This window comes from Mesorhizobium sp. M0615 (assembly GCF_040320805.1).
Taxonomy (GTDB): Bacteria; Pseudomonadota; Alphaproteobacteria; order Rhizobiales; family Rhizobiaceae; genus Mesorhizobium.
Genome location: NZ_JAMYQI010000016.1, coordinates 41,444 through 67,133, shown reverse-complemented (window position 1 = coordinate 67,133; position 25,690 = coordinate 41,444). Strand labels below are relative to the sequence as shown.

Genomic DNA, 25,690 nt, shown 5'->3' with positions numbered 1-25,690 from the left:
AGGCGAGCCGGGATGGTTTGAATCCGCGCGGTCCAGAGAGAGCGCCGCACGGCTCGATCCTGTCCCCGCTCTCCCGAGGTTCACACCATGTACATGATCTCTCCCGCTGCGACGGTTCCCGCAGTCGCGCCGCTCCCGCTCCCCCAAACCGGTGCAGCCGGCGCTATCTTCGCCGCCGCCGGCCTGCTGCTTCCCCAAATCGAGCGCGGCGACTGCATCGACGCGCCAAAGCTGCGCTCGGCGATGGAAGCCGCATTCGGCGCCTCCGACTCCGCCGGCGCCTGGGACTGGAAGCAGGCCTACGATGCCTGCGAAGCCGCGACGGTCCTTTTCCTCCGCAAGTACGGAAAGGCGTTGTTCCGCAGAGCCGCGTCGCCGGCTCTCCGGCTTTCCGCATTGTCGAAGATCGCTGGGCTCATGCCGACGCATACCCGCCGATCCCAAGAAGCACAGACCTTCCAGCAGTTCTCGACGCCGATTCCGCTCGGTTTGGTCGCCGCAACGGCCGCCGCCATCACGCCCGCCGACCGTGTGCTGGAGCCTTCCGCCGGCACCGGGCTGCTCGCCATCCTGGCCGAGATAGCCGGCGCCTCGCTCATCCTCAACGAGCTTGCCGAGACGCGCTCGGCACTTCTCTCGTGCCTCTTTCCGGCCGTTCCCGTCACCCGCTTCGACGCCGCCCAGATCGACGACCATCTCAGTGTCAGCGCCGTGCCTAGCGTGGTGCTGATGAACCCGCCCTTTTCGGTCATGGCCAATGTCGAGGGCCGCATGGCCGACGCGGCCTGGCGGCACATTGCCTCGGCGCTGGCACGCCTGGCGCCCGGCGGGCGGCTGGTGACGATCACCGGGGCGAGTTTCACCCCCGAACATCCGGCTTGGACCCCGGCCTTCACCCGCCTGCAGGAGCGTGGTCGCGTCGTCTTCTCCGCCGCCATCGATGGCTCGGTCTATGCCAAGCACGGCACGGCCTTCCCGACGCGCCTCACCGTCATCGACAGGGTGCCGGCGGATGATCCCTTCCTCTTCCCGGATGCTCCCGGCATCGCTCCGGATGCGGCAACGCTCCTCACGTGGATTGAGGAGCGCCTTCCCGCCCGGTCGCCGGTCGTGATGGCCGCCGTCTCTAGCGCGGCATCGGCGGTCGCCGCGCCCCGCACCGTGCACGGCTATCTCGCACGCTCGGCGAGAACCACGCCACGCATGTCGATCGCCGAACCGGAAGCCATCGACCTCGCCTATGAGGCTGTCGACTGGCAAGCGGCCGAGGGGCGCCACATCAGCGACGCCATCTACGAGGACTACGCGCTTCAGGCGATCCGCATTCCCGGCGCGCAGCCGCACACCACCCAACTCGTGCAATCGGCGGCCATGGCCTCGGTCGCGCCGCCCAAGCCGAGCTATCGGCCGCGCCTGCCGAAGAACGTCCTTGACCTGCTCTCGGACGCGCAGCTCGAGACCGTCATCTATGCGGGCGAGGCTCACGCCGAGTATCTCGCCGGCGCCTGGACGCTCGACGATACCTTTGACGTAATTAGCGCGGCGGCAGATGACGCGGCGCGGGCCGTGCGCTTCCGGCAAGGCTTCATGATCGGCGACGGTACCGGTGTAGGCAAGGGCCGCCAGTCCGCCGCCGTAATCCTAGACAATTGGATGCAGGGCCGTCGCAAGGCGGTCTGGATCTCCAAGTCAGACAAGCTCATCGAGGATGCGCAGCGCGACTGGTCCGCGCTCGGCATGGAGCGCTTGCTGGTCACTCCGCTCTCCCGCTTCCCGCAGGGCAGGCCTATCACGCTGGCGGACGGCATCCTGTTCACCACCTATGCCACGCTGCGGTCCGACGATCGCGGCGAGAGGGTTTCGCGGGTCAAGCAGATCGTCGAATGGTTGGGTCCGGATTTCGATGGGGTCATCATCTTCGACGAGGCGCACGCCATGCAAAATGCCGGTGGCGGCAAGGGCGAACGCGGCGACGCCGCTCCCTCCCAGCAAGGCCTTGCCGGCCTGAGGCTACAGCACGCCCTGCCGAATGCCCGCATCGTCTATGTGTCGGCGACTGGCGCCACCACAGTGCACAATCTCGCCTATGCCCAGCGGCTCGGCCTCTGGGGCGACGAGCATTTTCCATTCTCGACCCGCGCCGAGTTCGTCGAGGCGATCGAGGCTGGCGGCGTGGCGGCGATGGAAGTGCTCGCACGCGACCTCAGGGCACTTGGCCTCTATACGGCCCGCTCGCTCTCTTTCAACGGCGTCGAATACGAACTGCTCGAGCATGAGCTGACGCCCGAACAGGTCCGCATCTATGACGCGTACGCTGGGGCCTTCGGCGTCATCCACAACAATCTCGATGCTGCGATGCAGGCGGCCAACATCACTGGCAGCACCGGCACGCTCAATGCCCAGGCCAAGTCGGCCGCGCGAAGCGCCTTTGAAAGCGCCAAGCAGCGCTTCTTCGGCCATTTGTTGACCAGCATGAAGACACCGACCCTGATCAAATCCATCACCGGCGATCTGGAGGAGGGCCATGCGGCCGTTGTCCAGATCGTCTCGACGGGTGAGGCGCTCATGGAGCGGCGGCTGGCCGAGTGGCCAACCGAGGAATGGAACGATGTTCGCGTTGACATCACGCCGCGCGAATACGTCCTCGACTACCTCGCTCATTCCTTCCCGGTGCAGCTCTATGAGCCCTTCACGGATTCGGAGAGCAATCTGTCGTCGCGCCCGGTCTACCGCGATGGCCAGCCGGTCGAGAGCCGCGAGGCGGTCGCCCGGCGCGACGAGCTGATCGCGAAACTCGCCAGCTTGACGCCTGTCCCCGGCGCGCTCGACCAGATCGTACAACATTTCGGCGCGGACCTCGTGGCCGAAGTCACTGGCCGCTCGCGCCGCATCGTGCGCAAGCGCGACCGCCTGGTCGTCGAGCACCGAGCAGGGTCAGCAAATCTGGCCGAGGCGCAGTCCTTCATGGACGATCAGAAGCGCGTTCTGGTGTTTTCCGACGCCGGCGGGACGGGTCGTTCCTATCATGCCGAACTCTCGGCCCGGAACAGGCGCCTGCGTGTCCACTACCTGCTCGAGGCCGGCTGGAAGGCGGATACCGCGATCCAAGGCCTGGGCCGCACGCATCGCACCAACCAGGCGCAGCCGCCGCTCTTCCGACCGATCTCGACCAATGTGAAGGCGGAAAAGCGCTTCCTCTCGACGATTGCCCGCCGTCTCGACACGTTGGGCGCAATCACGCGCGGCCAGCGCCAGACCGGTGGCCAGGGCCTGTTCCGGCCAGAGGACAATCTGGAAAGCCACTATGCCCGCGATGCGCTACGGCAACTCTATCTGCTGATCATACGCGGCAAGGTCGAGGGCTGCTCGCTCGAACGTTTCGAGTCGGCGACGGGTCTCAAGCTGATGGATAATAACGGCATCAAGGACGAGTTGCCGCCGATCACCACCTTCCTCAATCGCCTGTTGGCGCTGACCATCGAACTGCAGGGCGTGCTGTTCGGCGCCTTCGAGCAGCTTCTGGCCGCTCGGATCGATGGCGCCATCGCCTCGGGCACCTATGACACCGGGCTGGAGATCCTGCGGGCCGAGAGCTTCGTCATCACCGACCGGCAGGTCATCTACGCCCATCCGCGCACCGGCGCCCAAACGCGGCTGCTGACGATCACACAGCGCAAGCGCACTCGGCCCGTCATGCTCGATGCGGCGCTCCATCACCTTCGCGATTTGCGCGCCATCCTACTGATCAACGAGCAATCTGGCCGCGCCGCCGTGCAGATCCCAACCACCAGCATTATGCTCGACGACGGCGAGATCGAGCGGCGGGTCCGCCTGATCCGGCCGATGGAAGGCCAGAACATGCCGCTCAAGGCTATGGGCGAAACCCGCTGGGTCGAGGCCCACCGTGAAGCTTTCGCTGCAGCATGGAATGCGGAGGTCGCCGAGATTCCCGAGTTTGCCGATGCCGTGCTGCACATGGTGACGGGCCTGTTGTTGCCGATCTGGAAGCGTCTGCCAAACGAGTCGACCCGCGTTTTTCGACTTCAGACCGACGAGGGCGAGCGCATCATTGGCCGCCTTGTCTCGCCGGCCTGGGCCGCGAACGCCACGGCGACAGGCGTCGCATCCCTATCGCCCGAGCAGGCGCTCGCGGCGCTGATCGACGGGCGGACGATCCTTGATCTCGCCGAGGGTCTCCAGCTTCGCCGCAGCCGCGTCATGGGCGCGTGGCGCATCGAACTGTCGGGCTTCACCGACACGATGCGGGAGCGCCTCACCGCCTACGGTCTCTTCCACGAGATCATTTCGTGGAAGCTCAGGATGTTCGTGCCGATCGACGCCAACGGGCTCGCCGTGCTGGAGCGCGTGATCGATCGCTTCCCAATCGATCGGGTCAGCGAGCGGGAGGCCGCATGATGCCGCGCCGCGATGCACCCGACCTCGCACACCGCCTCGCCGAATATGCCGAGTCGGTGTGCCGCCACTACCTCTCCAATGGCCGTCGCCAGGGCAACTATTGGACCGTCGGCGACGTCCGCAATGCGCCGGGCCGCTCGATGTTCGTGCGTCTGCAGCCATCCCCGAAGGGACCGCCAGGCAAATGGACCGACGCCGCGACCGGCGAGCATGGCGACCTGCTCGACGTCATCCGCGAATCCCTCGGACTGGTCAACTTCCGGGACGTCGCCGACGAGGCGCGCCTGTTTCTCGCTATGCCAGATGCCATGCCAGCCCGACCGGCCGAGCCGATCAGGCAGGTTCCCATTGGATCTCCGGAAGCGGCTCGCCGACTGCTTGCCATGTCGAAGCCCATTATCGGCACCCTCGTGGAAACCTATTTGCGTGGACGTGGCATTGCGACTTTGTCCGGCACCGGATCGCTGCGGTTCCATCCGCGCTGCTACTACCGGCCCGACGATCACGGACCGACCGAGACCTTGCCGGCAATGATCGCTGCTGTCACCGACCTTGATGGACATCTGACCGGCGCGCACCGCACCTGGCTCGCACCGGACGGCACCGGCAAGGCGCTCGTCGACACGCCGCGTCGGGCAATGGGTGACCTTCTCGGTCACGCCGTCCGGTTCGGCGTACCCGGCAGCGTCATGGCGGCAGGCGAAGGCATCGAGACGACGCTGTCGCTCAGATGCGCCTTGCCCGACATGGCGATGGCTGCGGCACTTTCGGCAGCCCATCTTGCCGCCATCCTGTTCCCTCCGAACCTGCGGCGGCTCTATGTCATCCGCGACAACGATCCGGCCGGTGACGGTGCCCGAGACAGCCTGCTCGAGCGCGCGACGGACGCCGGAATAGAGGCAATCGTGCTGTCGCCGACGATGGAGGACTTCAACGAAGATCTCCGCCATTTCGGACTGACGACCTTCCGGGCCGCGATTGCGGACCAGCTCATAGGCAAGGACCGCCTCCGCTATCTGAAGCGGGTTGCTTGAGCCGGAAGGGAAGCGTGCAGCGGCGCACGGTGCCGGCGGCGTTGCCTGGATGCGGGACTGCCGGTAGAGAACCGCGATCCGGCCTTCGAGAGGGCGATCGGCCCACAAGCTGGCCGGCCAGGCAATGGCGGCGGCCGACTATTTTCCGGCGGCGCGCGATTGCTGGCGAAAGCCAGCGATAGCTTGCGACGCCTTTCCATCGCGATGCAAAATAGCCGGCCGCCGCCATCCTCCGCTACGCTCCGGCCCTCCGCTTCGCTGCGAGTGTCGGGCCAACCCGCCTGTGGGCTCTCGTCGCCATGAAGGCCGCGAGGGTCGCGGTCAAACCGACGGGACCATCCCCATGAGCCAGCACGACGAACCGCACCACGCAGCTTCTTCGACCGATCACATCCTGACCGAACTCCAGCTCTATGGCTGGCGCCCCTATGCCGACGAGCCCGACCCGCGACCGCTCCCCAGCGGCGACCACGTGGCCGGAGCCGTGGCCGACATCTTTGACGCTCTCATCGCCACCTTGGCCGACACGCGCCTCGAACCCGACCTCGATGACCTGCTCTGGTCCGTCACCAATGTCTTCCACCGAGCTGTACAAAGGATCGAGCGGCAGCTCGACGACAACGAGCAGGCCCAGCGCCGCTTGCAGCGCGAACAGGATGGCAGCGAGATCAAGGCGGTTGAACTGGAGACACTCACCGCCCAGGGCCAGACCATGATCGAACGGCGCGATGCCTTCGAGCTGATGCGTGACCAGGCCGCCGACCACTACGATCAGTACACCGGTTCGGCCTGGCGACCGCGCACTGGGTCGATGGTCAACCACCATCATCTCACCGCCGCAATGATCGACAGCCGCGACTTCCTCGCTGCTAGGCGGCGCGCGGAAACCGAGGTCATGGTGCCCGCCGGCCCCAAGATCGCCTTCTCCGGCGGCGACACCGACGATCACGAGATGATCTGGGCAAAGCTCGACCAAATCCGCGCCAAGCACCCCGACATGGTGCTGATGCACGGCGGATCACCGAAAGGCGCCGAAAAGATCGCCGCCCGCTGGGCCGATCATCGCAAGGTGCCGCAAGTCGCCTTCAAGCCCGACTGGAGCAAACATGCCAAGGCCGCTCCCTTCAAGCGCAACGACCAGATGTTGGCCGTCATGCCGATCGGCGTCACCATCTTTCCGGGCACCGGCATTCAGGAAAACCTCGCGGACAAGGCCCGCAAGCTCGGCATTCCGGTCTATCGGCTCGGTGGCTCGTAAGCGCTGCCTTCCTCACCCGCGTAAGACGTACACATGCATAGCTCCGATCAAACCTCGACTGGATTTGAACACGACTGGATGGCGGCTTCGCGCCTCATGTCGGCCATTCCAACGTCAAGCGCGGGTGCGGCCGCCCCTTGCAGGCGCGGGTCATGCAGGACGAGCGCGACGCGGCCGAACTTCCCAAAAAGGAAGACCGCCGGCTACGCATTGATCAGCCTGACCGATGCCTCGATTTGGCTGGAAGGAATGGATCGATACGGCGTGGCGGCGAACCGTTTCGGAATTTCCAAGATACGATTTGCCGCTGGTGCAAGAGCGACCATTCTCGGATGGAGGCGCGGGGGCGCTGGTTTGTCTCGGTCTCGAAGGCGTGCGCAAGCTGAATCTTAAGTGACCTACGCGGGCAGGAACACAATCGGCCAGCTGCAGCCGAGCTTGACCACTCGACAGTGAAAGACTGCATGTACGGCCGGATCTGGAAGCGGTAAGGACCAGCATCCCCAGAAAGCAGTCGCTGAAGTGTTGTCGAGGCTGCCAGCCAGTGGTTGCCAGAGAGGGGCCGCTCCGTTGATGGGGCCTGAGTTCGCGGTCCGCGACAGATGCCCGCGCGGGATGAACACGGGTGTCGGCCGGTTTGCCATCAGCCAGCTGAGATCGGCCACATGAGGGCAGGATAGGCCGGTGAACTTCAGCCTGCTTTTAGTTTGTCTAATCATCGAGCCCTGCGGTGCGCAACGCCTCCATTAGCGGTTCCGCGACAACGGGTATGATACCGACCGCCTCACATTGTCGACCGATGCTAAAATTGGGCTGCAGCTGGCGCAGCCGCGCGACAGCGTCCTTCGCGTCATCGATTCTGCCGAGCCTCGCAAGGGGAGCTGCTAAAAGTGCATAAGAAAAGCTAAATCCAGGGTTTGATTGGATCGCCTTGCGCGCCGCTCTTGCCCCCTCTTCGTAGCGGCCAAGTTGGAAGTTTCCGACCGCTATTCCGTGAAAGGCGATGTAGCTCATAGGATCGAACGGGCTCAGCCGTAGCGCCCGCTCGCCCCAATCAATGGCAAGTTCGGCGTGACCGGCAAAGCTTAAGGGGGCGCTGCCGAAGATAAACGCGGGACCGCATGACGGACATATTTTGACAGCCTCTTCGAAGGCATCGAATGCTACCGTCCGATTATGTTCGACCAAGGCAATCGAGAAAGCTCCGAAGGTAAGCGCCATCGGGTCCGAGAGGCCATACGCAATTGCAGCGTGAGCATGCTCGATTGCGCCACGGCGGTTTTTCTCCTGCATCCCGTCCCGTATATAAGCTACCACTACATGATGGCGCCCTCGCTTAAAATCAGGCAGACAGTGGCTGATGCCCGTTTCCAACCGCAAGCTTGTCCGATTCACATCCGCGTCGCTGCTGATCGGCTTCGTCGCCCTCATGGCCATTGTCGCCACCAACTTCTGGCTGGGCGAGAGAGCTCAGTCCTATTTCGATGACGCGATTGCAGCGCGCGACACACGGGTTGCGGCCGTCGAGTTGCGCAATGCAATGCAGACCGCCGAGGCGAGCGAGCGTGGCTTTATCATCACAGGGAACGAGATCTATCTGGGATCTTACCAAACCGCCAAAGCCCAGGCGCAACGCCATCTCGAAGCGCTGCAAACCCTGCTGACTTCGTATCCTGGTTCCATCGCTACGCTGCCGAGGCTGTCGGCAATCATAACCACCAAGTTCGATGAGCTGGATCAAGCCATAGAACTCAAGCGCGACCAGCGCGATGCGGAGATACTGGCTATTTTCCGCACCAACAAAGGCAAGGCCCTGACCGACGAAGCCAATGTGTTCTTCTCGGGGATCATCGGGCAGGCGGATGATCGGCTGACGTCGGGCGTTGCCGAACAGCGCGCCAACAGCGGATGGCTGCGGCTGGTTTCGGCAATAGGCGGGCTTGTCATTGTCGCTGTGGTTGGCGGGGCGGCCCATGGGGCTGCTCGCTACACCAGGGAACTGCGCGAAACGCGTGACGAGGTCAACGCGCTCAGGACCTGGCAAAGGCGCGCGATCGTGCCGAAGTGTTGTTGTCAGAGGTCAACCACCGCGTTGCCAACAGCCTGGCTCTTGTCTCGTCTCTCGTGAATCTCCAGTCAAAGGCTGTGGAGGATCGCGCCTCTAAAGAAGCGCTCGCCGAAACGCAGGAGCGCATCTTCGCCATCTCGCTCGTGCACAGGCGGCTGTATGGATCTTCCGACGTCCGCTCGGTTGCGTTGGACGAGTATCTCACCGGGCTGCTCGATCATCTGCGGACATCCCTGCGCAGCCAGGTTCATGGCGTGAGCCTGACCTATGAAATCAAGCCAATCGACCTCGAGACCGATATCAGCATCAACCTCGGCGTTGTTGTCACCGAGCTGGTCACCAATGCCTTCAAATATGCATATCCGGATGGCGTCGGAGAGATCCGCGTGCGGCTGGGCAGGCTGCCGGGAGAGCAAGCGGAATTGCTGGTCGAGGACGACGGTGTTGGAAGGGCCGATGGCGCGCCGGCCAAGGGGACCGGCGTCGGCAGCAGGATCATCAGTGCCATGTGCATCAGCCTCGGCGCCAAACTCAATTATAAAGATCTCCAGCCCGGGACCGCAGCTCATTTGATGTTTTCGACAAAACCAAGACGCGCTATCGCAAAACCGTAGACCGCATCGCAAGTGGGATGGCGCGATTACCGAGATCGTGAGCGTCAAGGTGGTAATCGTCACCGGCAGCGGCGGCTGTCGAGGGAGGGCACACAATGTTTGATCGGAAGAGGGTTGTATGTCGATGGCCGACCGGGCCATCGATTGCTCTGCTCCTATCTGCCATGATGAGCGGGCTTACTGGCGCGAGCGCGAAGGAAGGCGCCCCTGGCATAACCCAGCGGACGTCATTCCCTGCCTTCAATCCGAATGCTCCCTCATGCAGTGTTCCGCCTGGTCTCAACAAGGTGCTTGCCTATGTGCAGGAGAACGACCGCGACTTCCTGCAGGGAGTCGATCATGGCCTGTCGCTTGCCGCACAAAATCGCGGCCTAGAGTATCGGCGCGTTCTGGTGGAAAACGATGTCGGCAAGGCGATAGCCCAGGTTCAGTCTCTGGTTACGGCGAAGGTTGGAGCCATGGTTGGGACCTCGCCGGATCCTGCAGCGTTCAGCGCAGCACTTCAGCACGCAATATGGTCGGGCGCGTTTGTCGGCACCATCGTTCCGCCCCCGGCAACGCTGCTTCTCAACGCCCCACAGTATCGGACGGGAAAGGTGCTGACCGACGCTGCAATCGACCACATCACCACCAAGCTTGGCGGCAAGGCCAGGGTCGTTCTGCTGACCCAGGACACGATGGAGTTTCTGGCGCCGCGGTTCGCGGCAATGCGCGATGGTCTGAATGCATTGCCAGGCGTGACGATCGTGGCCGATATCGCGCCAAAACCGGTCACCAAGGAAGGCGGGTTCGCCACGATGCAGACCATCCTCGCAGCCAATCCGGATATAGATGTGGTACTTGGGGGCGATGCGGTGGTGCTGGGCGCGCTGCAGGCGCTGCGGGTGGCGGGGAAAGACCGGCCGGATCAGTTCCTCGGCGGAATAGATGGAGAGCCGGAGGCTGTGACCGAGATCAGGAAAGCCAACAGTCCCTACAAGGCCAGCATATCTCTGTCTTCGCCGGTCTTCGGCTATGCCATGGGGCAGTTTGCGGCCGATTGGCTCGAAGGCAAAAGCATTCCACAGGCGATGGACATCCTCCCCATAGCTCTGACCAGCACCAACCTCTCCCAATACGAGGCGGACCTTATCGACCCTGCTTCGGTATACGCCGACCATATACGTCGGGACGCCTATCTTAAGATGTACGGGAATATCTGCTATGACAGCCGCGACCACTATGTGAATTTCCCGTGGTCATCGGAGCAGAAATAGTCAGACGAGTATTTGGGAGCAAAATTCTGCGGTAGCTCAACAAGGCCAGATTAGAACTGAAGGGTTGTCCGCCATCCGCATGGTACTCCTTGTGGCCACCTACGACGATGGACTGTGCCGTGCGTGTTACCCCAACCGCGTGACAACTATCCGAAATTCATGGACTGGCCGCCCATCATTGCTACGGTCTGTGCATCGCACGATTTGCGGGCGGCTTTCCCATCAGGAGCCCGTTATGTTATCGCCATCCTGGCTAGCTTGCCGGATCGAAAACGTTTGGATCAACTGGGTGCAGCCGGGGCGCAAAGCAAATCGCTGCGACCGCTTTTCCGTGTTCACGAAACGCGTCGTTTCCTGGACACGGGATGCGAACCGCTAATATCTGAGCAGCGAGGAAAGACCTGCGGTACGCCTCATGGGAGGATTCCAGAAGATGAAATCAAATTCCAGGAACCAGACACAGTTGCCGTAATTTGATCACGAAGCGGGCTCGACATTAGGGTTTATGCACATGCAGTTGTATCCCCGTCGCGTTCACCAGCAAAGGGGGAGGACAAAGATGGCCGAGCCTAGCGTCAGGGATAGAACGCTCGAACTGGAGTATTACGACGGTCCGACGCTTGTCTTCCACTGGCTTACGGCGCTGTTGGTGCTCGTCCTGTTTGCCACTTCTCTGATTTGGAACTACGTCACACCTCACGACCGGGTGTGGCGACCGCTGCTGGAGTCGGCGCATGTCTCGATCGGCATTCTATTTGCCGTCCTTATCCTTTTGCGCATCGTCTGGCGGCTCACAGGCAGTCGTCGCTTGAGTGCGGAAGCCGGCTTCTCCGGCGTGCTGTCGCGGTGGATGTATGTCGTGCTTTATATGCTTTTGGCAGTCGAAGCCGTGCTGGGCTTCCTGATTAGATGGTCGCAAGGCGAGGCATTCACGTTTTTCGGACTGTTCGCCATCCCGGCAGTTCTCCAGGAAAACCGTCCGCTGGCGCATCAGTTCGAAGAATGGCACAACTGGGTGGCCTGGGCGATCGTCATCCTGTCCCTTGGGCATGCGGGAGCCGCTCTGGTGCACCACTATGTGTTGAAGGACAAGGTGCTCGATCGGATGCTGGTGCGACGCCGAGTGGCTGAACCGATGCGTTGAACTGCGCAGATCGCCGACTGCGACAACCATTAAGATGCCTGCCGGTTGGAAACCTCGCAGGTCCCTTGTGGGGGCGGGCAGTTTCCCGTCCGGATCCTCACTTTGTGAAGGAAGCTTATCCCTTCGCCTGCTTGAACAGCCAATCCCTTGCGGCGTTGATGTAGAAAAACTTCCGGGCAGAACCCATGTGATCAACCGCCTTGAATGTCAGGAACGTGATGTTGCTTCCCTCAGACAGGTAGCTGCCGATCTGGTCGGTAAGCGCTTTCTGGTCGTTAATCGGGAAAATGAGTGCCGGGTCAAGCCGCTCAGCAGGCCGCGTTACCTTGCCCCCGGCATCTTCCCAGACCGGCACGCATTTCTCATTCCAGGGTGTCGCTTTGTCATCGTCCGTGCCCGTGATGATCAGGACCTTTTGCTTGGCGAGGGTGACAACATCGCTAGGTCTCTGCTGTCCCGCGATGATCAGGCCGGCTGCAAAGGTCTCGGGATGTTTTGCCATCAGCCACAGGCTAGTCATGGCGCCCATCGACCATCCAGTGCAGTAGACCCTATTGGGATCGATCGTCAGGACCTTGTCTCTGCGATCGTCCAAGTTTGGATTGCCGTAATTCCACGTGTTGCTGAGAAGCGATTCCACTAGCCGATACGTGTTCTCAACGTCGTAGGTGTGCTCCCAATAATCATTCATCGTGGTGCGCTCATAGCGCGGGGTGATGATCACGCACTCATGCCTGTCCTGCTCTTCCGGCAAGCTCCAGATGCTGGCGATGCACTGTTCAGTCAGCGTCTGAGCGCAGGTGCCGTCGTAGCTGGTCCCCGAATGGGTGATTGCGAGGACGAGAGGGTAGGCTTTGTTCTCCCCGCCTTCTTCAAGGAAGGATTTTGGGAGATAGATGCTGTATTCGAGCCACGCGGAACGGGCATCGTCCCACCACCAATGGTTCTGTTCCCAAGCGTCGACGCCGCGGATGACGGCGCTGTTTCCGCGCCTGCCCGCGTTGGTCCATACAGTTCCAGTCGCACCATAGACCGACCCGCTCACTGTCCGGACGTTCCTGTTCTGCGCCAGTGCGACTTTGTCGCTGTCCGTGGTGGGAAGGCTGAGGTCGGGGTCGTGTTGAAATTCGCTGATGACGAACCGGCCGGCGACACTTCTCCGGTCCGGACGCAGAGCAGGCTCCGCATTGGTATAGATGGCGGCAACGGCCCGTAGCGTGGCGGGGCCGCTCGTAGCGTTCTTGTCGGGTTCCTGGGGCATGCCTGCGAAGAAGCCTGCGGCGGCGGGGAAGACAGCTGCGGCATATGTTTCGATCGCCAAACTGACAGGATCGATATCCACGTCATACTCAACGGCAATTCCGTAGACCTTCTCGCCGCCGCCTGTGACTTCGCATAACGCATGAATGCCCTGGAGGCCTGGACCTTTGTCGCGGCCGTCGCCCGCTCCATCTGGTCCGGCAGATGAGGCTGCCAAAAAGCCGTTTCCACCCTGCGCAGCGCGAACTTCCTTGACGCCGAGCCCTGACGCTGAAGCGGCTCCAGCCAGAACCGCTCCAAGCGCCACGAAGTCACGTCTCGATACATCCACCATGGGAGCCTCCTTCCAATGTCAAGCAGCCGCGTCTTGAGTGACAGGCGCCGAATTGCCGGTTTCGACGGCATAGAAGTAAACGACCATGGCCACGAAAATGATCCCCGTCAGAAACGTACTAGGCATCGGCCCGATTTTGTGCGCGGCGCGTCGCCCGCCCCAGTGCCGCCGGTGCGAATAAGGGCGAGGGTCGTCCAATAGGGGATCGGTTCGCTCAGCTTGCCGCGCTGTCCCCATAAGGTCGTTGCCATGCAGCAAAGGCAAAAAACAATACCGCTGTGCCAGCCGGTGTAAGAGAAAGTCTGAACGATGCAGCGTCACCGCCGATTGTGCCCAGCACGCCAGCCAGGATCATTGTGATCCAATAAATCGCGTTGACGCTGACCGACGTCGATCCCGACCGAAGCCAATAAGTGCGATAGATCAGCACCGCCACGATGTAGCAGGCCAGGACGATTGGGAGGGAGATCGAGAAGTCGATCTTGTAGTCGTGGAACGCGTCACCGATGTTCGTGGCGCCGGTACGAATGATGATGATGGCGGCCCAGAAAAAGATCGCTGTTTTCCAGGGGCTCGTGCGCTCGACTATGAATACCAGGACAAGAGCGCCGATGATCCAGGGCAGTCCGGCAACATGCCCGAGTCCCAAGCCATCGGACATAAGGTCACCGGTATTGGTCCTGGCGGCCGAACCGTTACCCGCCACGATTGTAACTTCGTGGAACCATGCTGACGCGCTGCTCGCGACCGTTGAAGCAGCCTGCGGCGCCGATGCCATAAGCGGCACGCTGAAACCAGACTGGATCCACAACCGCAAAATCGGGCCGGGACTCTATCGTTAATCCTAAATGCAGCTGTTTCAACGCACGCCCTTCGGACGTGTGATCACTTATTGTACGGCACCGAACGTCAGCCCACGCACGAACTGGCGCTGCGTCAGCCAGCCGATCAGAAGAATGGGACCGATCGCCAGCAGAGAAGCTGCGGACAGCCTTCCCCATGACGGATCGTTTGACAGGGTCGAGATGTAAGCACTCAGGGGTGCACCCTCTAACGATGTCATCTGCACGCTCCAGAATGCTTCATTCCAGCACAGGACGACCGATAGAAGTGCGGTCGAGCAAAGGCCGGGCAAGCATAAGGGCACCAGCACAAACATAATCTGCTGCCGTACGGTCGCACCGTCCATCTGGGCACTTTCCAGAATACCAGGTGGGAGCTCGCGCAGATATGAGAATAGCATCCAAACCACGATCGGCAGATTGGTCATGGTATAGATGACAATGAGCGCGAGTTTGGTGTCGATCAGGTCGACAGCGTTGAAGATCAGATACATCGGGATCGCCACGCCGATGGCGGGCATGAACCGGGTCATCAGCATGCCATGCAGCACCGCCCTTCTTTGCTTGGCATTGCAGAGGGCCAGTGCATAGGCCGTTGGCAGGGCCAATAAAAAGCACAGAGCCGTCGCTCCGCCGGCCTCCACGACGCTATTCAACAGTGGCCGCTGAATGCCGCTACGGGAAGCGGCTGCGATAAAATTGTCCAGCGTTGGGATGAACAGGAGCCGTGACGGCTCAAGTGCGTCGATATTCGATTTCAGTGCTGTCAGCACCATCAAGAAGATCGGTGCGGATAGGCTTAATGCCATACCCCAAGCAAGCCCGGTCAGTATTAGTTTACGCATCATTTTCATCGCCAGAACCAGTGCGTTAGCGGTTCGGAGCGTCTCACGCGCTGCTTCTTGACGCCATCAAAGGCTTGTGCGCTAGATTAAGCGACTTTTAGCGATCTACGCTTCAGGTAGCTAAAAAAGTGGAGGTCTGCTATGTTTCCACCTCACCTCATCTTCGCCGAACGCAAGGGCGATTTTTGTGCAAATCTCCAGTTCTGCTGCGATCACTACCGTTCCGTGTCTGAGGTATGCCGGCGGTTGAAAATTAACCGCCAGCAATTCAACCGCTACTTGGCTGGCACGGCGGTTCCCTCGCGGCATAACTACAAGCTGATCAACGACTTTTTCGGCCTCGAACCCGAACATTTGTTCATGCCAAGCGCCGCGTTTGCGGCATCCTTCAAGCCCCGAACCATGGTGGAGCCTGCGCCGGCATCACGGCAATGGGATGATCTTCGTCGCGCCGTCTTAGGGAACGGGCTGTCTCAGGTGGCTGAGTATCGAGGCTTCTATTTCAAGTATTTTTACACCTACCTCGGCGGCCACCGGATCAAGCGAGAGCTGGTGCACTGGTACGAGAGTGAGGGTATGCTGGTATCATCGGTCAAACAGCGCTACCTCGGAGAGGACGAGGCGGCGGACGCGTCGTCAGCCTTCATCACCTATCGTGGTATTGTTGGCAGCGTTGGCGATCGGTTGATCAATATCGACTATCACCGTGGGACGGGCCGGGAAGCCTCCACGATGTTCCTCTATCCGCGTGGGCGTAAGTCGAGGCGAATGAACGGACTAACCATTAGCCTCAGCCATGGCCCAGCCCGGGTCATTGCCGCGGCTCGCGTTGTCATGGATTTCATCGGGACTGAGATCGACCGGCGCGCCGCCCTAAGCGGTCTTGGCAATTACGACCTTGACGACCCGTCGGTGCCGGCCACCATCAAACGTGCGGTCCGCAACGACCTTGGTCCTGACGAGGCACTGTTCACAGCGCGGGATCGTTGATTATGTTCGTCACGCATGGTTCATGGAGTTGTTCATGGACTCTCGAACCCAACTAAATCATCCGTTGCAGACGGTCTATCGTCCAAAGGGGTGGGTTGCCAAACGGCAGTTTTCGTTTTGCAGGCCGAAACCAGCCAGTTTGGATTCGGCCCACTCGGAACCTGGCGTTCGCGCATTCTCCAACGGCCAATGGTGGCCAAAGGAGAACCAAGGGTACCGCCGCAATATGATCCTGCTGCATTGGGTCGCCCAGCATGGAAGGTCGGCCTAAAGGTCGGCGTAAAGAAGCCCCTGAAGCAGCGGTAGGTTTGGGCAATCTCGATAGGGGCGCACGAGAGATCGGTGGCTGTTCGATCTCGTGATCGACAGCAAGCTACGAGGCTGCGATCGCGTTAGGTCAAGCTCGGGCCGTCCCCAGTAGAGGGCGTTGTCTCGCAGAGCCCATTGGAAGCAGCTATCGACGTTTCCTTGGGCCGCTTAAACATCTTGAATAGGGGGTGCCTTGGCGACGGATTTAGCTAGCGCAATCAACGTCAATACGTCATGATGCAATGAATATTGCGAAAGATTGAGAGATGAAATCCGCCACGAAAGCGCCGCGAGATTATGAGGAACTGATCCGGCTCATTCACGATCGCTACGATGAAATGAGCAAGTCATACCAAAAGATCGCACTCTATCTCACGCAGAACCCTAACGACGTCGCTGTCAAATCTGTGAATTCAATCGGCGACATTAGCGGTGTGCACGCGTCGAGCTTCGTGCGCTTTGCCCAAGCGCTCGGCTATGAGGGGTTCAAGGAACTTCAGTCCCTCTTTCAGAAACGGCTGTCGACCGCCGCGCCCGGCTTCGAGGCTCGGGTCAAGGCTCTGGAAACCGAGCTTGGAGGGCGGGTCGACCAAAGTGAATTTGGATTTATGCAAGATCTTGTCGTGCGCGACATAGCTTCCCTTCAGGATCTCCTGAACGGGATCGATCCTGATCGGCTAAGCGAGGCGGTCGACCTGCTGGAACGAGCGGATGTCATCTACCTCCTCGGCCAGTTGCGCTCGGCGCCAGTCGTCGACCTTCTTCGCTACATATTGACGATGTTGGGCAAGCGCTGCGTTCTGCTGGACCCCGGCGGCGGATTGGCTACGCATATGGGGCGGGCGATGCGGACTACGGACCTGCTGTTCGCCGTGTCTTTCCGCTTCTACGCCAACGAGGTTGTCAATATCGTGGAGGAGGCTGCTCAGCGCCGCGTGCCGATCGTGGCAATATCGGACAGCACTCTGTCGCCTCTCGCCAAGAGCGCGCGGGTGCTCTTCGCGGTGCCGGAGCACGAATACACGTTCTCGCGCTCACTGGCTGCACCGATGTGCCTCGCGCAGGCCGTCACCATGGGCTTGGCCGCGCGCATTCAGAAGAACACGCTCAATCCCCGAATTCCAACAGTGACAGCGCAGTAGGCGCCGAGACAGGATACAGCCCCAAAAGGGAATCACTTCCCATTCTCTGAACGTCCGGATGCCTTCAGAGCGTCATCGCCTTCTCAGGCACGGCCATGGGGCCGGGTGCGGCGCCAAGCACGGTCTGGTCGTAATCCACGACGGCACCCGTCATGAGCCCGGCATCGTCCGAAACGAGAAAGTTTACCGCCCGCGCGGCTTCGCGGGGGTCGATCAGGCGTCCGAAGGGTAGGTTGGCAACGGCTTTCGCCTCCCAGTCGGGATCACCCTTCTCGCTCGCCTGCAATTCCCGCTCATGGTCGGATCCCATCCAGCCGATATCCAGCTGGTTGACGCGAATGCGGTTCTTCATGACGGAAAACGCCGTGTTGCGGGTCAGGGTCGCCAGTGCCGCCTTGGTGGCGCAGTAGACGTTGATGAAGGGCTGGCCGGCCTGCTGCGAGATCGAGCCGATGTTGCAGATCGAACCCTCGATGCCATTGCGGATCATGTGCCGAATGGCCTCCTGCATGAGGAAATAGGGTCCGCGCACATTCACGGCGAACAGGGCGTCGAACAATTCTGGCGACGTGTCGAGGATCGTGCCCCGGTCCGTCCGCGCGCCTGCATTGACCAGCACGTCGATCCTTCCGAAAACGCGCTCCGCTTCCGCGATCACGCGGCGGCAATCCTCGACGTTTCCAAGATCGGCGTTGACATAGTGCACGGGCACGCCCGTGGCGTGCGAAATGTCGGCGGCCACCGCGCGGCCCTTGCTTTCGTTGCGGCCAAGCGTGACGACGCCAGCCGCACCGGCTTGCGCGAGCTGGCGCGCGATAGCCGCGCCCAGTCCCTGCGTCGATCCGGTGACGACGCAGATCTTACCATCCATCCGGTTCATGCCTTGTCCTCCACTGTGTAGCCAGCCGCGGCCATGACGCGCAGCAATTCCTTGTGACCGATCTTTGCCATTTCGAGCGGCGGACTTTTGACGGGATCCTGCTCGGCTTCAACGACGAACCAGCCTTCGTAGCCGTGGCTGGCCAAGCGCTTGACGATCGCCTCGAAGTCGAGCGAGCCGTCGCCCGGCACGGTGAAGGCTCCCTTGATCACCGCGTCGAGAAAACTTTCCCGGGTGCGGTCTAGCCCGTCTACGACTGCCTGGCGGATATCCTTGGTGTGTACGTGCGAAATGCGGGCGTGGTGCTTGTCGATCACTCGCAGTACGTCGCCGCCGGCAAAGGCCATGTGGCCGGCATCGTAGAGCAGGGCCAGACCCTCGCCGGAATGCTTCATCAGGATGTCGAGCTCTTCCTCGGTCTCGATCGGCGCGGCCATGTGGTGGTGGTAGGAAATCGGCATGCCTTCGTCCGAACACCATTCGGCGAAGGTAGTCATCTTGCGACCATAGATTTTGATCTCGTCTTCCGAGAGCCGCCGCTTGGTGGAAAGCGGCGCGGAACGGTCGCCCTGTATGGTTCCGGCAGTCTCGCCGTAGACGATGCAGGGCGCGTCCACGGCCTTGAAGAGTTGCATCTGCTGAGCGATGCGGTCTTTCTCCGCTTCGATATCGCCGTCAAGCAGAAGACCGGAGAACCAGCCGCCGCAGACGCGCATGCCGTTCTGTCTCAGAATTGGTTCGAGTACCGCCGCGTCCATCGGGAAACGGCGGCCGGTCTCCATGCCGGTGAAGCCGGCCTCGCGTGCCTGCCGCAGACACTCCTCCAGCGAAACGTCGTCGCTCAATTCCGCCAGGTCGTCGTTCCACCAGGCGATCGGCGCGATGCCAAGCTTGGCTCTCATCTTGAACTCCATCATCATTTCAGCTGCCGCCGCCAACTTTTAGCGCCGCGAAAAAACTGCCGGAACAATGCTCAGGGAGTGCGGCATCGTTCCGGCAGAGGCCCGGTGGGCGTGAGAAAAACCTAGACTCCTATGCGCTGCCGTTTGCGGCCTTCGGCTTGCGCGGAATGAGCCTCACGAACCTCGGACCGTTCGCTGACCTGCGGCACGCCGACATCCCACCAGGCATCGCCGGGTGTCCAGGTGTATCCATCGGAGACGATGGTGATCACCGTGGTGCGATCTGTCCCTTTGGCCCACTCCACGGCCTGGCCGAGATCCGCAAGGCTCTCAACCCGCTGCGTAAGGGCGCCCATGGCCTCGGCGTGTTTTGCAAAATCGACCGGAAACGGCTCCTTAACCCGGCAATCCTTGATCATGTTGTTGAAGGATGCGCCGCCCTTGGCGTTCTGGAGCCGGTTGATCACCGCGTAACCGCCATTGTCGCAGACGATCAGGATCATCTTGTGGCCGGCGAGAACCGAAGAGTAGATGTCGGAATTCATCATCATGTAGGTGCCGTCGCCGATCATCACGATCGGCGTGCGGGTCGGATCCGCCATCGCCGCACCCCATCCGGCAGAGATCTCGTAGCCCATGCAGGAAAATCCGAACTCGCAGTCGAACGTGTTCGGCTCTTTCACGCGCCAATTCTTCATGACTTCTCCGGGAAGCCCGCCCGCCGCGGTGATCAGCAGATCTCGCTCGCCGGCCTTCGCGTTGACCACGCCGACGACCTGCGCGTAGGTCGGAACCGGGTCATTCGTGGGCTTCTGGAAGCCATCGAGCGCGGTGTTCCATTTGGCAAACTCAACCTTGCCCTTTTCGGTCCAACGGCTGTCTGCCTTCCAGTCACCAAGCGCGGCCCCGACCTCGTTGATGGTTTCCAGCGCATCGCCGACCACGGCGAGAGCCCGGTGCTTCGTGGCATCCCACCGTGCGGCGTTGATCGAGACGAATTTGGCGTCGGGGCTGAACGCGCTCCACGATCCCGTCGTGAAGTCCATGAGCCGCGTACCGACCGCCACGATCACATCGGCTTCGCCGGCAAGCGCGTTCGCCGATGTCGAGCCGACGATGCCGATCGGGCCTACATGGGCGGGATGGTCGTGCGTCACGGTGCCCTTGCCGGCGATGGTTTCGGCAAGCGGTATGCCACGCGCTTCAGCGAATTTAGCAAGCGTGGCTTCCGCACCGGAGTAACGCACGCCGCCGCCCGAAATGATCAGCGGACGCTTGGCCGTCTTGAGAAGACGCACCGCCTCCTCGAGACGCGCGCGATCCGGCCGGGGTCGGGGAATCGCATGGACCGTGGGTTCGAAGAATGACTCGGGATAATCCCAGGCGATTTCCTGCACGTCCTGGGGGAGGGCGATGAAGGCCGGCCCGCAGTCGGCCGGATCAAGCAGAACCGCCACCGCCTGGGGCAGCGAGGAGATGATCTGTTCGGGATGGACAATACGGTCCCAGTAGCGAGTCACCGCCTTGAACGCGTCGTTGACGTTGATTGTGGGATCGCTGAAGTGCTCCACCTGCTGCATCACGGGATCCGGCCGGCGGCTGACAAAGGTGTCGCCGGCAATCATCAGTACCGGAAGGCGATTTGAATGGGCGACGCCAGCGGCGGTTACCATGTTCAGAGCGCCCGGGCCGATAGAGGTGGCGGCGATCATGATCTGGCGCCGGCGCTTGGCCTTCGCGAATCCGATCGCGGCTAGTGCCATGGACTGCTCGTTCTGGCCGCGCCATGTGGGAAGGACGTCCTGCGCGGCCTCCAGGGCCTCCGACAGGCAGGTGACATTGCCGTGACCGAAAATCGCGAACACGCCCGCAAACAGCGGAACCTTGCCGCCGTCGATGACGGTGAATTGATTGCTCAAATAGCGCACAAGCGCCTGCGTCATGGTCAGACGAATGGTCTTCGTCATCGCTTCCTCCCTGGCGAATTTCCGTTGTGCAGACTATTACGAAATAACCATTGACAAATCAACCGTTTTGCAACGATCATTGCAAAAATATTGTTGCGGAGGAATTCAATGCTCAGAATTGGCGTGCTCGGTTGCGGGCGCATCGGGCGCATGCACGCGGCCAACATCGCTGCACACCCACGAACGAAACTGGCGGCGGTCTATGACGTCAATCGCGCCGCGGCCGACGAAGTGGCAACCATGCTCTCCGTCCCCGCGTTGGATTCGGCTGACGCCATGTTCGACACAAACGATGTCGACGCCGTGTTGATCGCAACGGCGACCGATACCCATGTCGACTACATCGAGCGGGCGGTGGCGGCCGGAAAGCCGGTGTTGTGCGAGAAGCCCATCGACCTCGATCTGAAGCGTGTCGATCGCTGTGCGGCAAACATCCGTGGAAACAAGCTGCCCATCATGATCGGCTTCGTCCGCCGCTTCGACCCCGGACATGCTGCCGTGCGGGCGGCTATCCAGAGCGGCGAGCTCGGCGAGCTTCACCAGGTGATCATCACGTCCCGCGATCCCGGCATGGCGCCAGCTGCCTACATACGCGTGTCCGGTGGCATATTTCGCGACATGACAATCCACGATTTTGACATGGCTCGCTTCATGCTCGGTGAAGAGCCTGTTGAGGTCTTTGCGACCGGCAGCCGGCTGGTCGACGCCGACCTGATGGCCGAGACGAATGACTGGGATACGGTAACCGTGGTTTTGAGCACCGCCAGCGGCAAGCAGTGCATCATCAACAACTCGCGACGGGCGGTCTACGGGTATGATCAGCGGGTCGAGGCTTTCGGATCGGCCGGCATGGCGATTTCCGAAAACCGACGCGCGCATGAGGCCCGTATCTATGCCGATGGGCTGAGCGATCGGGCGCAACCCTACCTCCATTTCTTTATCGAGCGATACAGGGAAGCGTTCAACGCTGAAATCGACGACTTCGTCGACGCCATCGAAAATGGACGCCAGCCGTCGGTCGTTTTCGAGGACGGACGCCTTGCGCTCGTTCTCGCCGAAGCCGCGAAGAAATCGATAGCCGAACGTCGCGTGGTCCACACCAGCGAGATTGGTGGCGGCAATGTATGACAAATATGGACTTTTCATAGGTGGGGAATGGTGCGCCGCCTCCGACGGAAGCACGGCGACGGTAGCCAGTCCGGTCACCGAACGTCCACTTGGCGAAGCGCCGGCAGCCACGCTGGAAGATGCGCAGGCAGCGTTGACGGCGGCTGAACGCGGCCTTGCCGCGTGGCGGGCAAAGAGCGCGTTCGAACGCGCCGACGCGCTTCACGCCATCGCCGACGAAATGGGCCGGCGGCAGGACGAAGCCGCCCGGATGATTACATTGGAGACTGGCAAGCCCATTGCGCAAGCCGGACGAGAGTGGATGCTGGCGACGGATCAGTTCCGCTGGTACGCAGAAGAGGCTCGCCGCATTTACGGCCGCATCATCGAGAGCCGTGTCCCGCAAGGCCGCTTCGAAGTGCTGCACGAGCCTATCGGCGTCGCGGCAGCGTTCACGGCATGGAATTTTCCGGCCTTTCTCGTCGCCCGCAAGGTCGCTCCGGCACTTGCTGCTGGGTGCTCGGTCATCGTGCGGCCGTCAAGCCAGACGCCAGGCGTCGCGATGGTGATGATGGACTGCATTCGTGCCGGGAGGCTGCCCCCAGGCGCGGTCGGCCTTCTGGTCGGTTCGACGGCCACGACCTATGCTCCGTTGATGGCGTCGGCGCTTGTGCGCAAGGTGTCGCTGACCGGGTCTACACGGGTCGGGCAGCAAATGCTGCGGGACGCAGCCGATACGGTGAAGAAGGTGTCGATGGAGCTTGGCGGCAACGCGCCTCTCATCGTCTTCGACGACGCGGACATCGAAAGTGCGCTCAACGTCTCCGTGCCCACGAAATTCGCCAATGCCGGGCAGGTCTGCGTCACGCCAGACCGCTTCTTCATCCACGAAAAGGTCCACGATGCTTTCGTCGAGGGTTTCGTCGCGCGAGCGAAAGCCCTGAAGCTGGGCGATGGTCTCGATCCGACGGTGCAGATGGGTCCCCTGATCAATGCCAGGAGGCTCGACGAGATCGAAAAAATCGTCGTCGATGCGGAGAAGTCCGGGGCCAGGATTGCCGCCGGCGGTCGCCGCTCGCCGGCCTTCAACTCCGGTCATTTCTTTGAGCCGACGGTCCTTACAGATGTTTCAGACAACATGACCGTCTTTGCCGAGGAGAATTTTGGTCCGGTCGCGGCAATCACCAGTTTCTCGTCCGAAGAGGAGGTCCTGGATCGGGCAAACGCCTCGAAGATGGGGCTTTCCGCCTACGCCTTCACCCGGGATGCAGGACGCGCCCGCAGAGTTGTCGCGACGCTGAAAGCCGGAATGGTCGGCATCAACAGCTTTGCGCTCGCCGCTTCCGAGGCGCCGTTTGGCGGGACTAATCATTCCGGCATGGGCCGGGAAGGCGGCGCGGAAGGTATCCGGGACTATCTCGATACCAAGCTGGCTCAAATCGTATTCTAAGAGGCGTTTCATGATCAAGAACAGGCTCAAGCAGCTTTGGGCGGAAGGGAAGCCGACCATCAATGGCTGGCTTTCCATCGGCAACAGCTTCATCGCCGAGATCATGGCGGCGCAAGGTTACGACAGCATCGGCGTCGACCTCCAACATGGAGCGCTCGACTACAACGGCCTGTTGCCCATGCTCCAGGCTATGCGGGCCTCCGCCACGGTGCCGCTCGTCAGGGTGCCTTGGCTGGAGCCAGGCATCATCATGAAAGTGCTCGACGCGGGTGCTTACGGCGTCATCTGTCCGATGGTGAATACCGCCGAACAGGCGGCCGAGTTTGTTAGCTACCTGCGCTATCCGCCGCTGGGCAGCCGAAGCTTTGGTCCGACACGTGCGAACTTCGCGGCCGGCGCCAATTATGCTTCGGAATCCAACGGCGAAATACTTGCCTTTGCCATGATTGAGACCGCCGAGGCGATTGAGAACCTCGACGCGATTGTCTCGACCCCTGGACTGGATGGGATCTACGTTGGGCCGGCTGACCTGACCCTCGGCATGACCCAGGGCCGGCTGCCGCCCGCCTTCGACCGCGAGGAGCCGGAGATGATCGAGGCCATCCAGCGCATCGCGGCGGCCTGCAAAAGAACCGGCATCACGGCGGCGTTGCACTGTGGAACGCCGGCCTACGCGGCGCGTGCGATCGGGTGGGGCTACAACATGACCACCGTCTCCAACGACGTACGCATGCTGGCCGGTGCGGCGGAAGCGAATGTCAAAAAGTTCAGGGAACTCACGGGCGGATCAAGCGTCAGCGCCGGTTCCGAGGGAGGGTACTGATGCCGCATGTTCTGGTTGCCGGGAAGCTCCACCCGGCTGGTATAGCGTTGCTCGATCAGGTCGCCGGCATCACCTACGACTACGTCGAGGAGGTTTCGGAGCCAAGCTATGCCCACCTGATCGACAAGGCCGATGGATTGGTGATCCGCACCCAGCCTCTCTCGGCTCCGACCGTCGAGAAGGCTGGCAAGCTCCGGATCGTGTCCCGCCACGGTGTCGGCTACGACTCCGTCGATTTGCCATCCCTCAACAAGCGCGGCATCGCGCTTGCTGTTGTCGGAGACGTCAATTCCATATCCGTCGCCGAGCACGCCATGATGATGCTCCTTGCCTGCGCCAAGCGGGCTGTGCGCGGCGACCGGTCTGTCCGCGAGGGCGGCTGGAACTGGCGCAACAAGCTGGAAGCTTCAGAACTGGCAGGCAAACATCTGCTGATCCTGGGCTACGGCCGCATCGGCCGACATCTCGCGAAGATGGCGGCTGCCTTTTCCATGGAAATCGCCGCCTACGATCCGTATCTCGAAAAAATTGGATGGCCGGAAGGACCTGCGAAAGCCGTCTCCGATCTGGCATCGGCGCTTCAGTGGGCGGATGCGATTTCCGTGCATGCTCCCAAGGGAGAGGTTCCTGTGATCGCTGAGCGCGAGTTCTCCCTTATGAAGTCAGGAGCCTGGATCGTGAACACCGCGCGCGGCGGGGTGGTCGACGAAAAGGCACTCCTCGCAGCCCTTCAGTCCGGCAAGGTCGCGGCCGCTGGCCTCGATGTCTTCGACGAGGAACCCCCGGCTCCCGACAATCCGCTGCTGTCCTGCGATCAGGTGATCCTGTCGCCTCATATTGCTGGGCTGACCATCGAATGCGGTGAACGGATGGCCGTGTCGGCGGTCCAGAACGTGCTCGATTTCTTTGAGAGCAGGATCGACCCCACACTGGTGGTCAACGGCAAAGAGCTGAATGGACAACGCGCGCTGTTGGACAGCCATTGATCAGATCCGGCCTCTCGCGAACTAGCGTCGCCGGAACTAACGGCTGCTTGGCAATGTAACAAG

20 protein-coding genes are annotated in these 25,690 nt (G+C 61.5%); 13 read left to right on the top strand and 7 right to left on the bottom strand.

The window, feature by feature from the left end:
* The first annotated feature begins 87 nt into the window (after window positions 1-87).
* The 3 genes from NKI46_RS25590 (at window position 88) to NKI46_RS25580 (ending at window position 6,708) form a co-directional block, all read left to right on the top strand.
* Entirely contained in the window at window positions 88-4,416 is a 4,329-nt protein-coding gene (locus tag NKI46_RS25590) for a strawberry notch-like NTP hydrolase domain-containing protein (RefSeq protein ID WP_352748510.1), read from the top strand.
* A complete protein-coding gene (locus tag NKI46_RS25585; protein ID WP_352748669.1) occupies window positions 4,416-5,450 on the top strand; it encodes a DUF7146 domain-containing protein in 1,035 nt (344 codons plus the stop codon). Before NKI46_RS25590 ends, NKI46_RS25585 begins: the two co-directional genes overlap by 1 nt.
* 343 nt (window positions 5,451-5,793) lie before the next feature.
* On the top strand, window positions 5,794-6,708 hold the full coding sequence (locus tag NKI46_RS25580) for a DUF2493 domain-containing protein (protein WP_352748507.1): 915 nt from the start codon (window positions 5,794-5,796) through the stop codon (window positions 6,706-6,708).
* A 711-nt stretch (window positions 6,709-7,419) separates the two neighbouring features.
* Here the strand turns inward: NKI46_RS25580 and NKI46_RS25575 are convergent.
* Window positions 7,420-8,001, bottom strand: a complete 582-nt coding sequence (locus tag NKI46_RS25575; protein ID WP_352748504.1) for a tetratricopeptide repeat protein — start codon at window positions 7,999-8,001, stop codon at window positions 7,420-7,422.
* 67 nt (window positions 8,002-8,068) lie between these two features.
* Between NKI46_RS25575 and NKI46_RS25570 the strand changes: the two genes are divergently transcribed.
* From NKI46_RS25570 to NKI46_RS25555, 4 genes are all read left to right on the top strand, one after another.
* Complete coding sequence (locus NKI46_RS25570; RefSeq protein WP_352748501.1) at window positions 8,069-8,836, top strand: CHASE3 domain-containing protein; 768 nt, start codon at window positions 8,069-8,071, stop codon at window positions 8,834-8,836.
* Window positions 8,779-9,390: a sensor histidine kinase gene (locus NKI46_RS25565; protein ID WP_352748498.1), complete on the top strand. Its 612-nt coding sequence runs from the start codon at window positions 8,779-8,781 to the stop codon at window positions 9,388-9,390. Before NKI46_RS25570 ends, NKI46_RS25565 begins: the two co-directional genes overlap by 58 nt.
* Before the next feature lie 95 nt (window positions 9,391-9,485).
* Entirely contained in the window at window positions 9,486-10,646 is a 1,161-nt protein-coding gene (locus NKI46_RS25560) for a sugar ABC transporter substrate-binding protein (protein ID WP_352748495.1), read from the top strand.
* A 559-nt stretch (window positions 10,647-11,205) separates the two neighbouring features.
* Window positions 11,206-11,790, top strand: coding sequence for a cytochrome b (locus NKI46_RS25555; protein WP_352748492.1), 585 nt, complete (start codon window positions 11,206-11,208; stop codon window positions 11,788-11,790).
* 115 nt (window positions 11,791-11,905) lie between these two features.
* On the opposite strand, the gene NKI46_RS25550 is transcribed toward NKI46_RS25555, so the two are convergent.
* From NKI46_RS25550 to NKI46_RS25540, 3 genes are all read right to left on the bottom strand, one after another.
* Complete coding sequence (locus NKI46_RS25550) at window positions 11,906-13,384, bottom strand: prolyl oligopeptidase family serine peptidase (RefSeq protein WP_352748489.1); 1,479 nt, start codon at window positions 13,382-13,384, stop codon at window positions 11,906-11,908.
* Window positions 13,385-13,598: 214 nt separating this feature from the next.
* Window positions 13,599-14,162 (bottom strand): COG4705 family protein, encoded by a 564-nt coding sequence (locus tag NKI46_RS25545; protein WP_352748487.1) that lies wholly within the window; start codon window positions 14,160-14,162, stop codon window positions 13,599-13,601.
* Window positions 14,163-14,273: 111 nt separating this feature from the next.
* Window positions 14,274-15,074: a carbohydrate ABC transporter permease gene (locus NKI46_RS25540; RefSeq protein ID WP_352748485.1), complete on the bottom strand. Its 801-nt coding sequence runs from the start codon at window positions 15,072-15,074 to the stop codon at window positions 14,274-14,276.
* A gap of 138 nt (window positions 15,075-15,212) precedes the next feature.
* Between NKI46_RS25540 and NKI46_RS25535 the strand changes: the two genes are divergently transcribed.
* Window positions 15,213-16,061: a hypothetical protein gene (locus NKI46_RS25535; protein ID WP_352748483.1), complete on the top strand. Its 849-nt coding sequence runs from the start codon at window positions 15,213-15,215 to the stop codon at window positions 16,059-16,061.
* Between the two features lie 575 nt (window positions 16,062-16,636).
* Complete coding sequence (locus tag NKI46_RS25530) at window positions 16,637-17,512, top strand: MurR/RpiR family transcriptional regulator (protein WP_352748482.1); 876 nt, start codon at window positions 16,637-16,639, stop codon at window positions 17,510-17,512.
* Between the two features lie 64 nt (window positions 17,513-17,576).
* On the opposite strand, the gene NKI46_RS25525 is transcribed toward NKI46_RS25530, so the two are convergent.
* The 3 genes from NKI46_RS25525 to iolD form a co-directional block, all read right to left on the bottom strand.
* On the bottom strand, window positions 17,577-18,392 hold the full coding sequence (locus tag NKI46_RS25525) for an SDR family oxidoreductase (RefSeq protein ID WP_352748479.1): 816 nt from the start codon (window positions 18,390-18,392) through the stop codon (window positions 17,577-17,579).
* The gene (iolE, locus tag NKI46_RS25520) at window positions 18,389-19,294 is read right to left on the bottom strand and encodes a myo-inosose-2 dehydratase (protein ID WP_352748477.1); all 906 of its coding nucleotides are present in this window, start codon (window positions 19,292-19,294) and stop codon (window positions 18,389-18,391) included. The genes NKI46_RS25525 and iolE overlap by 4 nt, the downstream gene beginning before the upstream one ends.
* Window positions 19,295-19,416: 122 nt before the next feature.
* Entirely contained in the window at window positions 19,417-21,261 is a 1,845-nt protein-coding gene (gene iolD, locus NKI46_RS25515; protein WP_352748474.1) for a 3D-(3,5/4)-trihydroxycyclohexane-1,2-dione acylhydrolase (decyclizing), read from the bottom strand.
* 108 nt (window positions 21,262-21,369) lie between these two features.
* On the opposite strand from iolD, the gene iolG reads away from it, so the two are divergent.
* Genes iolG through NKI46_RS25495 form a run of 4 tightly spaced genes read left to right on the top strand, consistent with a single transcriptional unit; the run spans window position 21,370 to window position 25,627 of the window.
* Complete coding sequence (iolG, locus tag NKI46_RS25510; protein ID WP_352748471.1) at window positions 21,370-22,389, top strand: inositol 2-dehydrogenase; 1,020 nt, start codon at window positions 21,370-21,372, stop codon at window positions 22,387-22,389.
* Window positions 22,382-23,818, top strand: a complete 1,437-nt coding sequence (locus NKI46_RS25505; protein ID WP_352748468.1) for an NAD-dependent succinate-semialdehyde dehydrogenase — start codon at window positions 22,382-22,384, stop codon at window positions 23,816-23,818. Before iolG ends, NKI46_RS25505 begins: the two co-directional genes overlap by 8 nt.
* Window positions 23,819-23,828: 10 nt before the next feature.
* Window positions 23,829-24,641, top strand: a complete 813-nt coding sequence (locus NKI46_RS25500) for an HpcH/HpaI aldolase family protein (RefSeq protein ID WP_352748465.1) — start codon at window positions 23,829-23,831, stop codon at window positions 24,639-24,641.
* Complete coding sequence (locus NKI46_RS25495) at window positions 24,641-25,627, top strand: hydroxyacid dehydrogenase (RefSeq protein ID WP_352748462.1); 987 nt, start codon at window positions 24,641-24,643, stop codon at window positions 25,625-25,627. The genes NKI46_RS25500 and NKI46_RS25495 overlap by 1 nt, the downstream gene beginning before the upstream one ends.
* Window positions 25,628-25,690 lie beyond the last annotated feature (63 nt).

Bases quoted from the DNA above. Each gene is read 5' to 3' on its own strand.
- NKI46_RS25590 (WP_352748510.1), top strand. From the start codon at position 88: ATGTACATGATCTCTCCCGCTGCGACGGTTCCCGCAGTCGCGCCGCTC.
- NKI46_RS25585 (WP_352748669.1), top strand. From the start codon at position 4,416: ATGCCGCGCCGCGATGCACCCGACCTCGCACACCGCCTCGCCGAATAT.
- NKI46_RS25580 (WP_352748507.1), top strand. From the start codon at position 5,794: ATGAGCCAGCACGACGAACCGCACCACGCAGCTTCTTCGACCGATCAC.
- NKI46_RS25575 (WP_352748504.1), bottom strand. From the start codon at position 8,001: ATGCAGGAGAAAAACCGCCGTGGCGCAATCGAGCATGCTCACGCTGCA.
- NKI46_RS25570 (WP_352748501.1), top strand. From the start codon at position 8,069: ATGCCCGTTTCCAACCGCAAGCTTGTCCGATTCACATCCGCGTCGCTG.
- NKI46_RS25560 (WP_352748495.1), top strand. From the start codon at position 9,486: ATGTTTGATCGGAAGAGGGTTGTATGTCGATGGCCGACCGGGCCATCG.
- NKI46_RS25555 (WP_352748492.1), top strand. From the start codon at position 11,206: ATGGCCGAGCCTAGCGTCAGGGATAGAACGCTCGAACTGGAGTATTAC.
- NKI46_RS25550 (WP_352748489.1), bottom strand. From the start codon at position 13,384: ATGGTGGATGTATCGAGACGTGACTTCGTGGCGCTTGGAGCGGTTCTG.
- NKI46_RS25545 (WP_352748487.1), bottom strand. From the start codon at position 14,162: ATGGCATCGGCGCCGCAGGCTGCTTCAACGGTCGCGAGCAGCGCGTCA.
- NKI46_RS25540 (WP_352748485.1), bottom strand. From the start codon at position 15,074: ATGATGCGTAAACTAATACTGACCGGGCTTGCTTGGGGTATGGCATTA.
- NKI46_RS25535 (WP_352748483.1), top strand. From the start codon at position 15,213: ATGTTTCCACCTCACCTCATCTTCGCCGAACGCAAGGGCGATTTTTGT.
- NKI46_RS25530 (WP_352748482.1), top strand. From the start codon at position 16,637: ATGAAATCCGCCACGAAAGCGCCGCGAGATTATGAGGAACTGATCCGG.
- NKI46_RS25525 (WP_352748479.1), bottom strand. From the start codon at position 18,392: ATGAACCGGATGGATGGTAAGATCTGCGTCGTCACCGGATCGACGCAG.
- iolE (WP_352748477.1), bottom strand. From the start codon at position 19,294: ATGAGAGCCAAGCTTGGCATCGCGCCGATCGCCTGGTGGAACGACGAC.
- iolD (WP_352748474.1), bottom strand. From the start codon at position 21,261: ATGACGAAGACCATTCGTCTGACCATGACGCAGGCGCTTGTGCGCTAT.
- iolG (WP_352748471.1), top strand. From the start codon at position 21,370: ATGCTCAGAATTGGCGTGCTCGGTTGCGGGCGCATCGGGCGCATGCAC.
- NKI46_RS25505 (WP_352748468.1), top strand. From the start codon at position 22,382: ATGTATGACAAATATGGACTTTTCATAGGTGGGGAATGGTGCGCCGCC.
- NKI46_RS25500 (WP_352748465.1), top strand. From the start codon at position 23,829: ATGATCAAGAACAGGCTCAAGCAGCTTTGGGCGGAAGGGAAGCCGACC.
- NKI46_RS25495 (WP_352748462.1), top strand. From the start codon at position 24,641: ATGCCGCATGTTCTGGTTGCCGGGAAGCTCCACCCGGCTGGTATAGCG.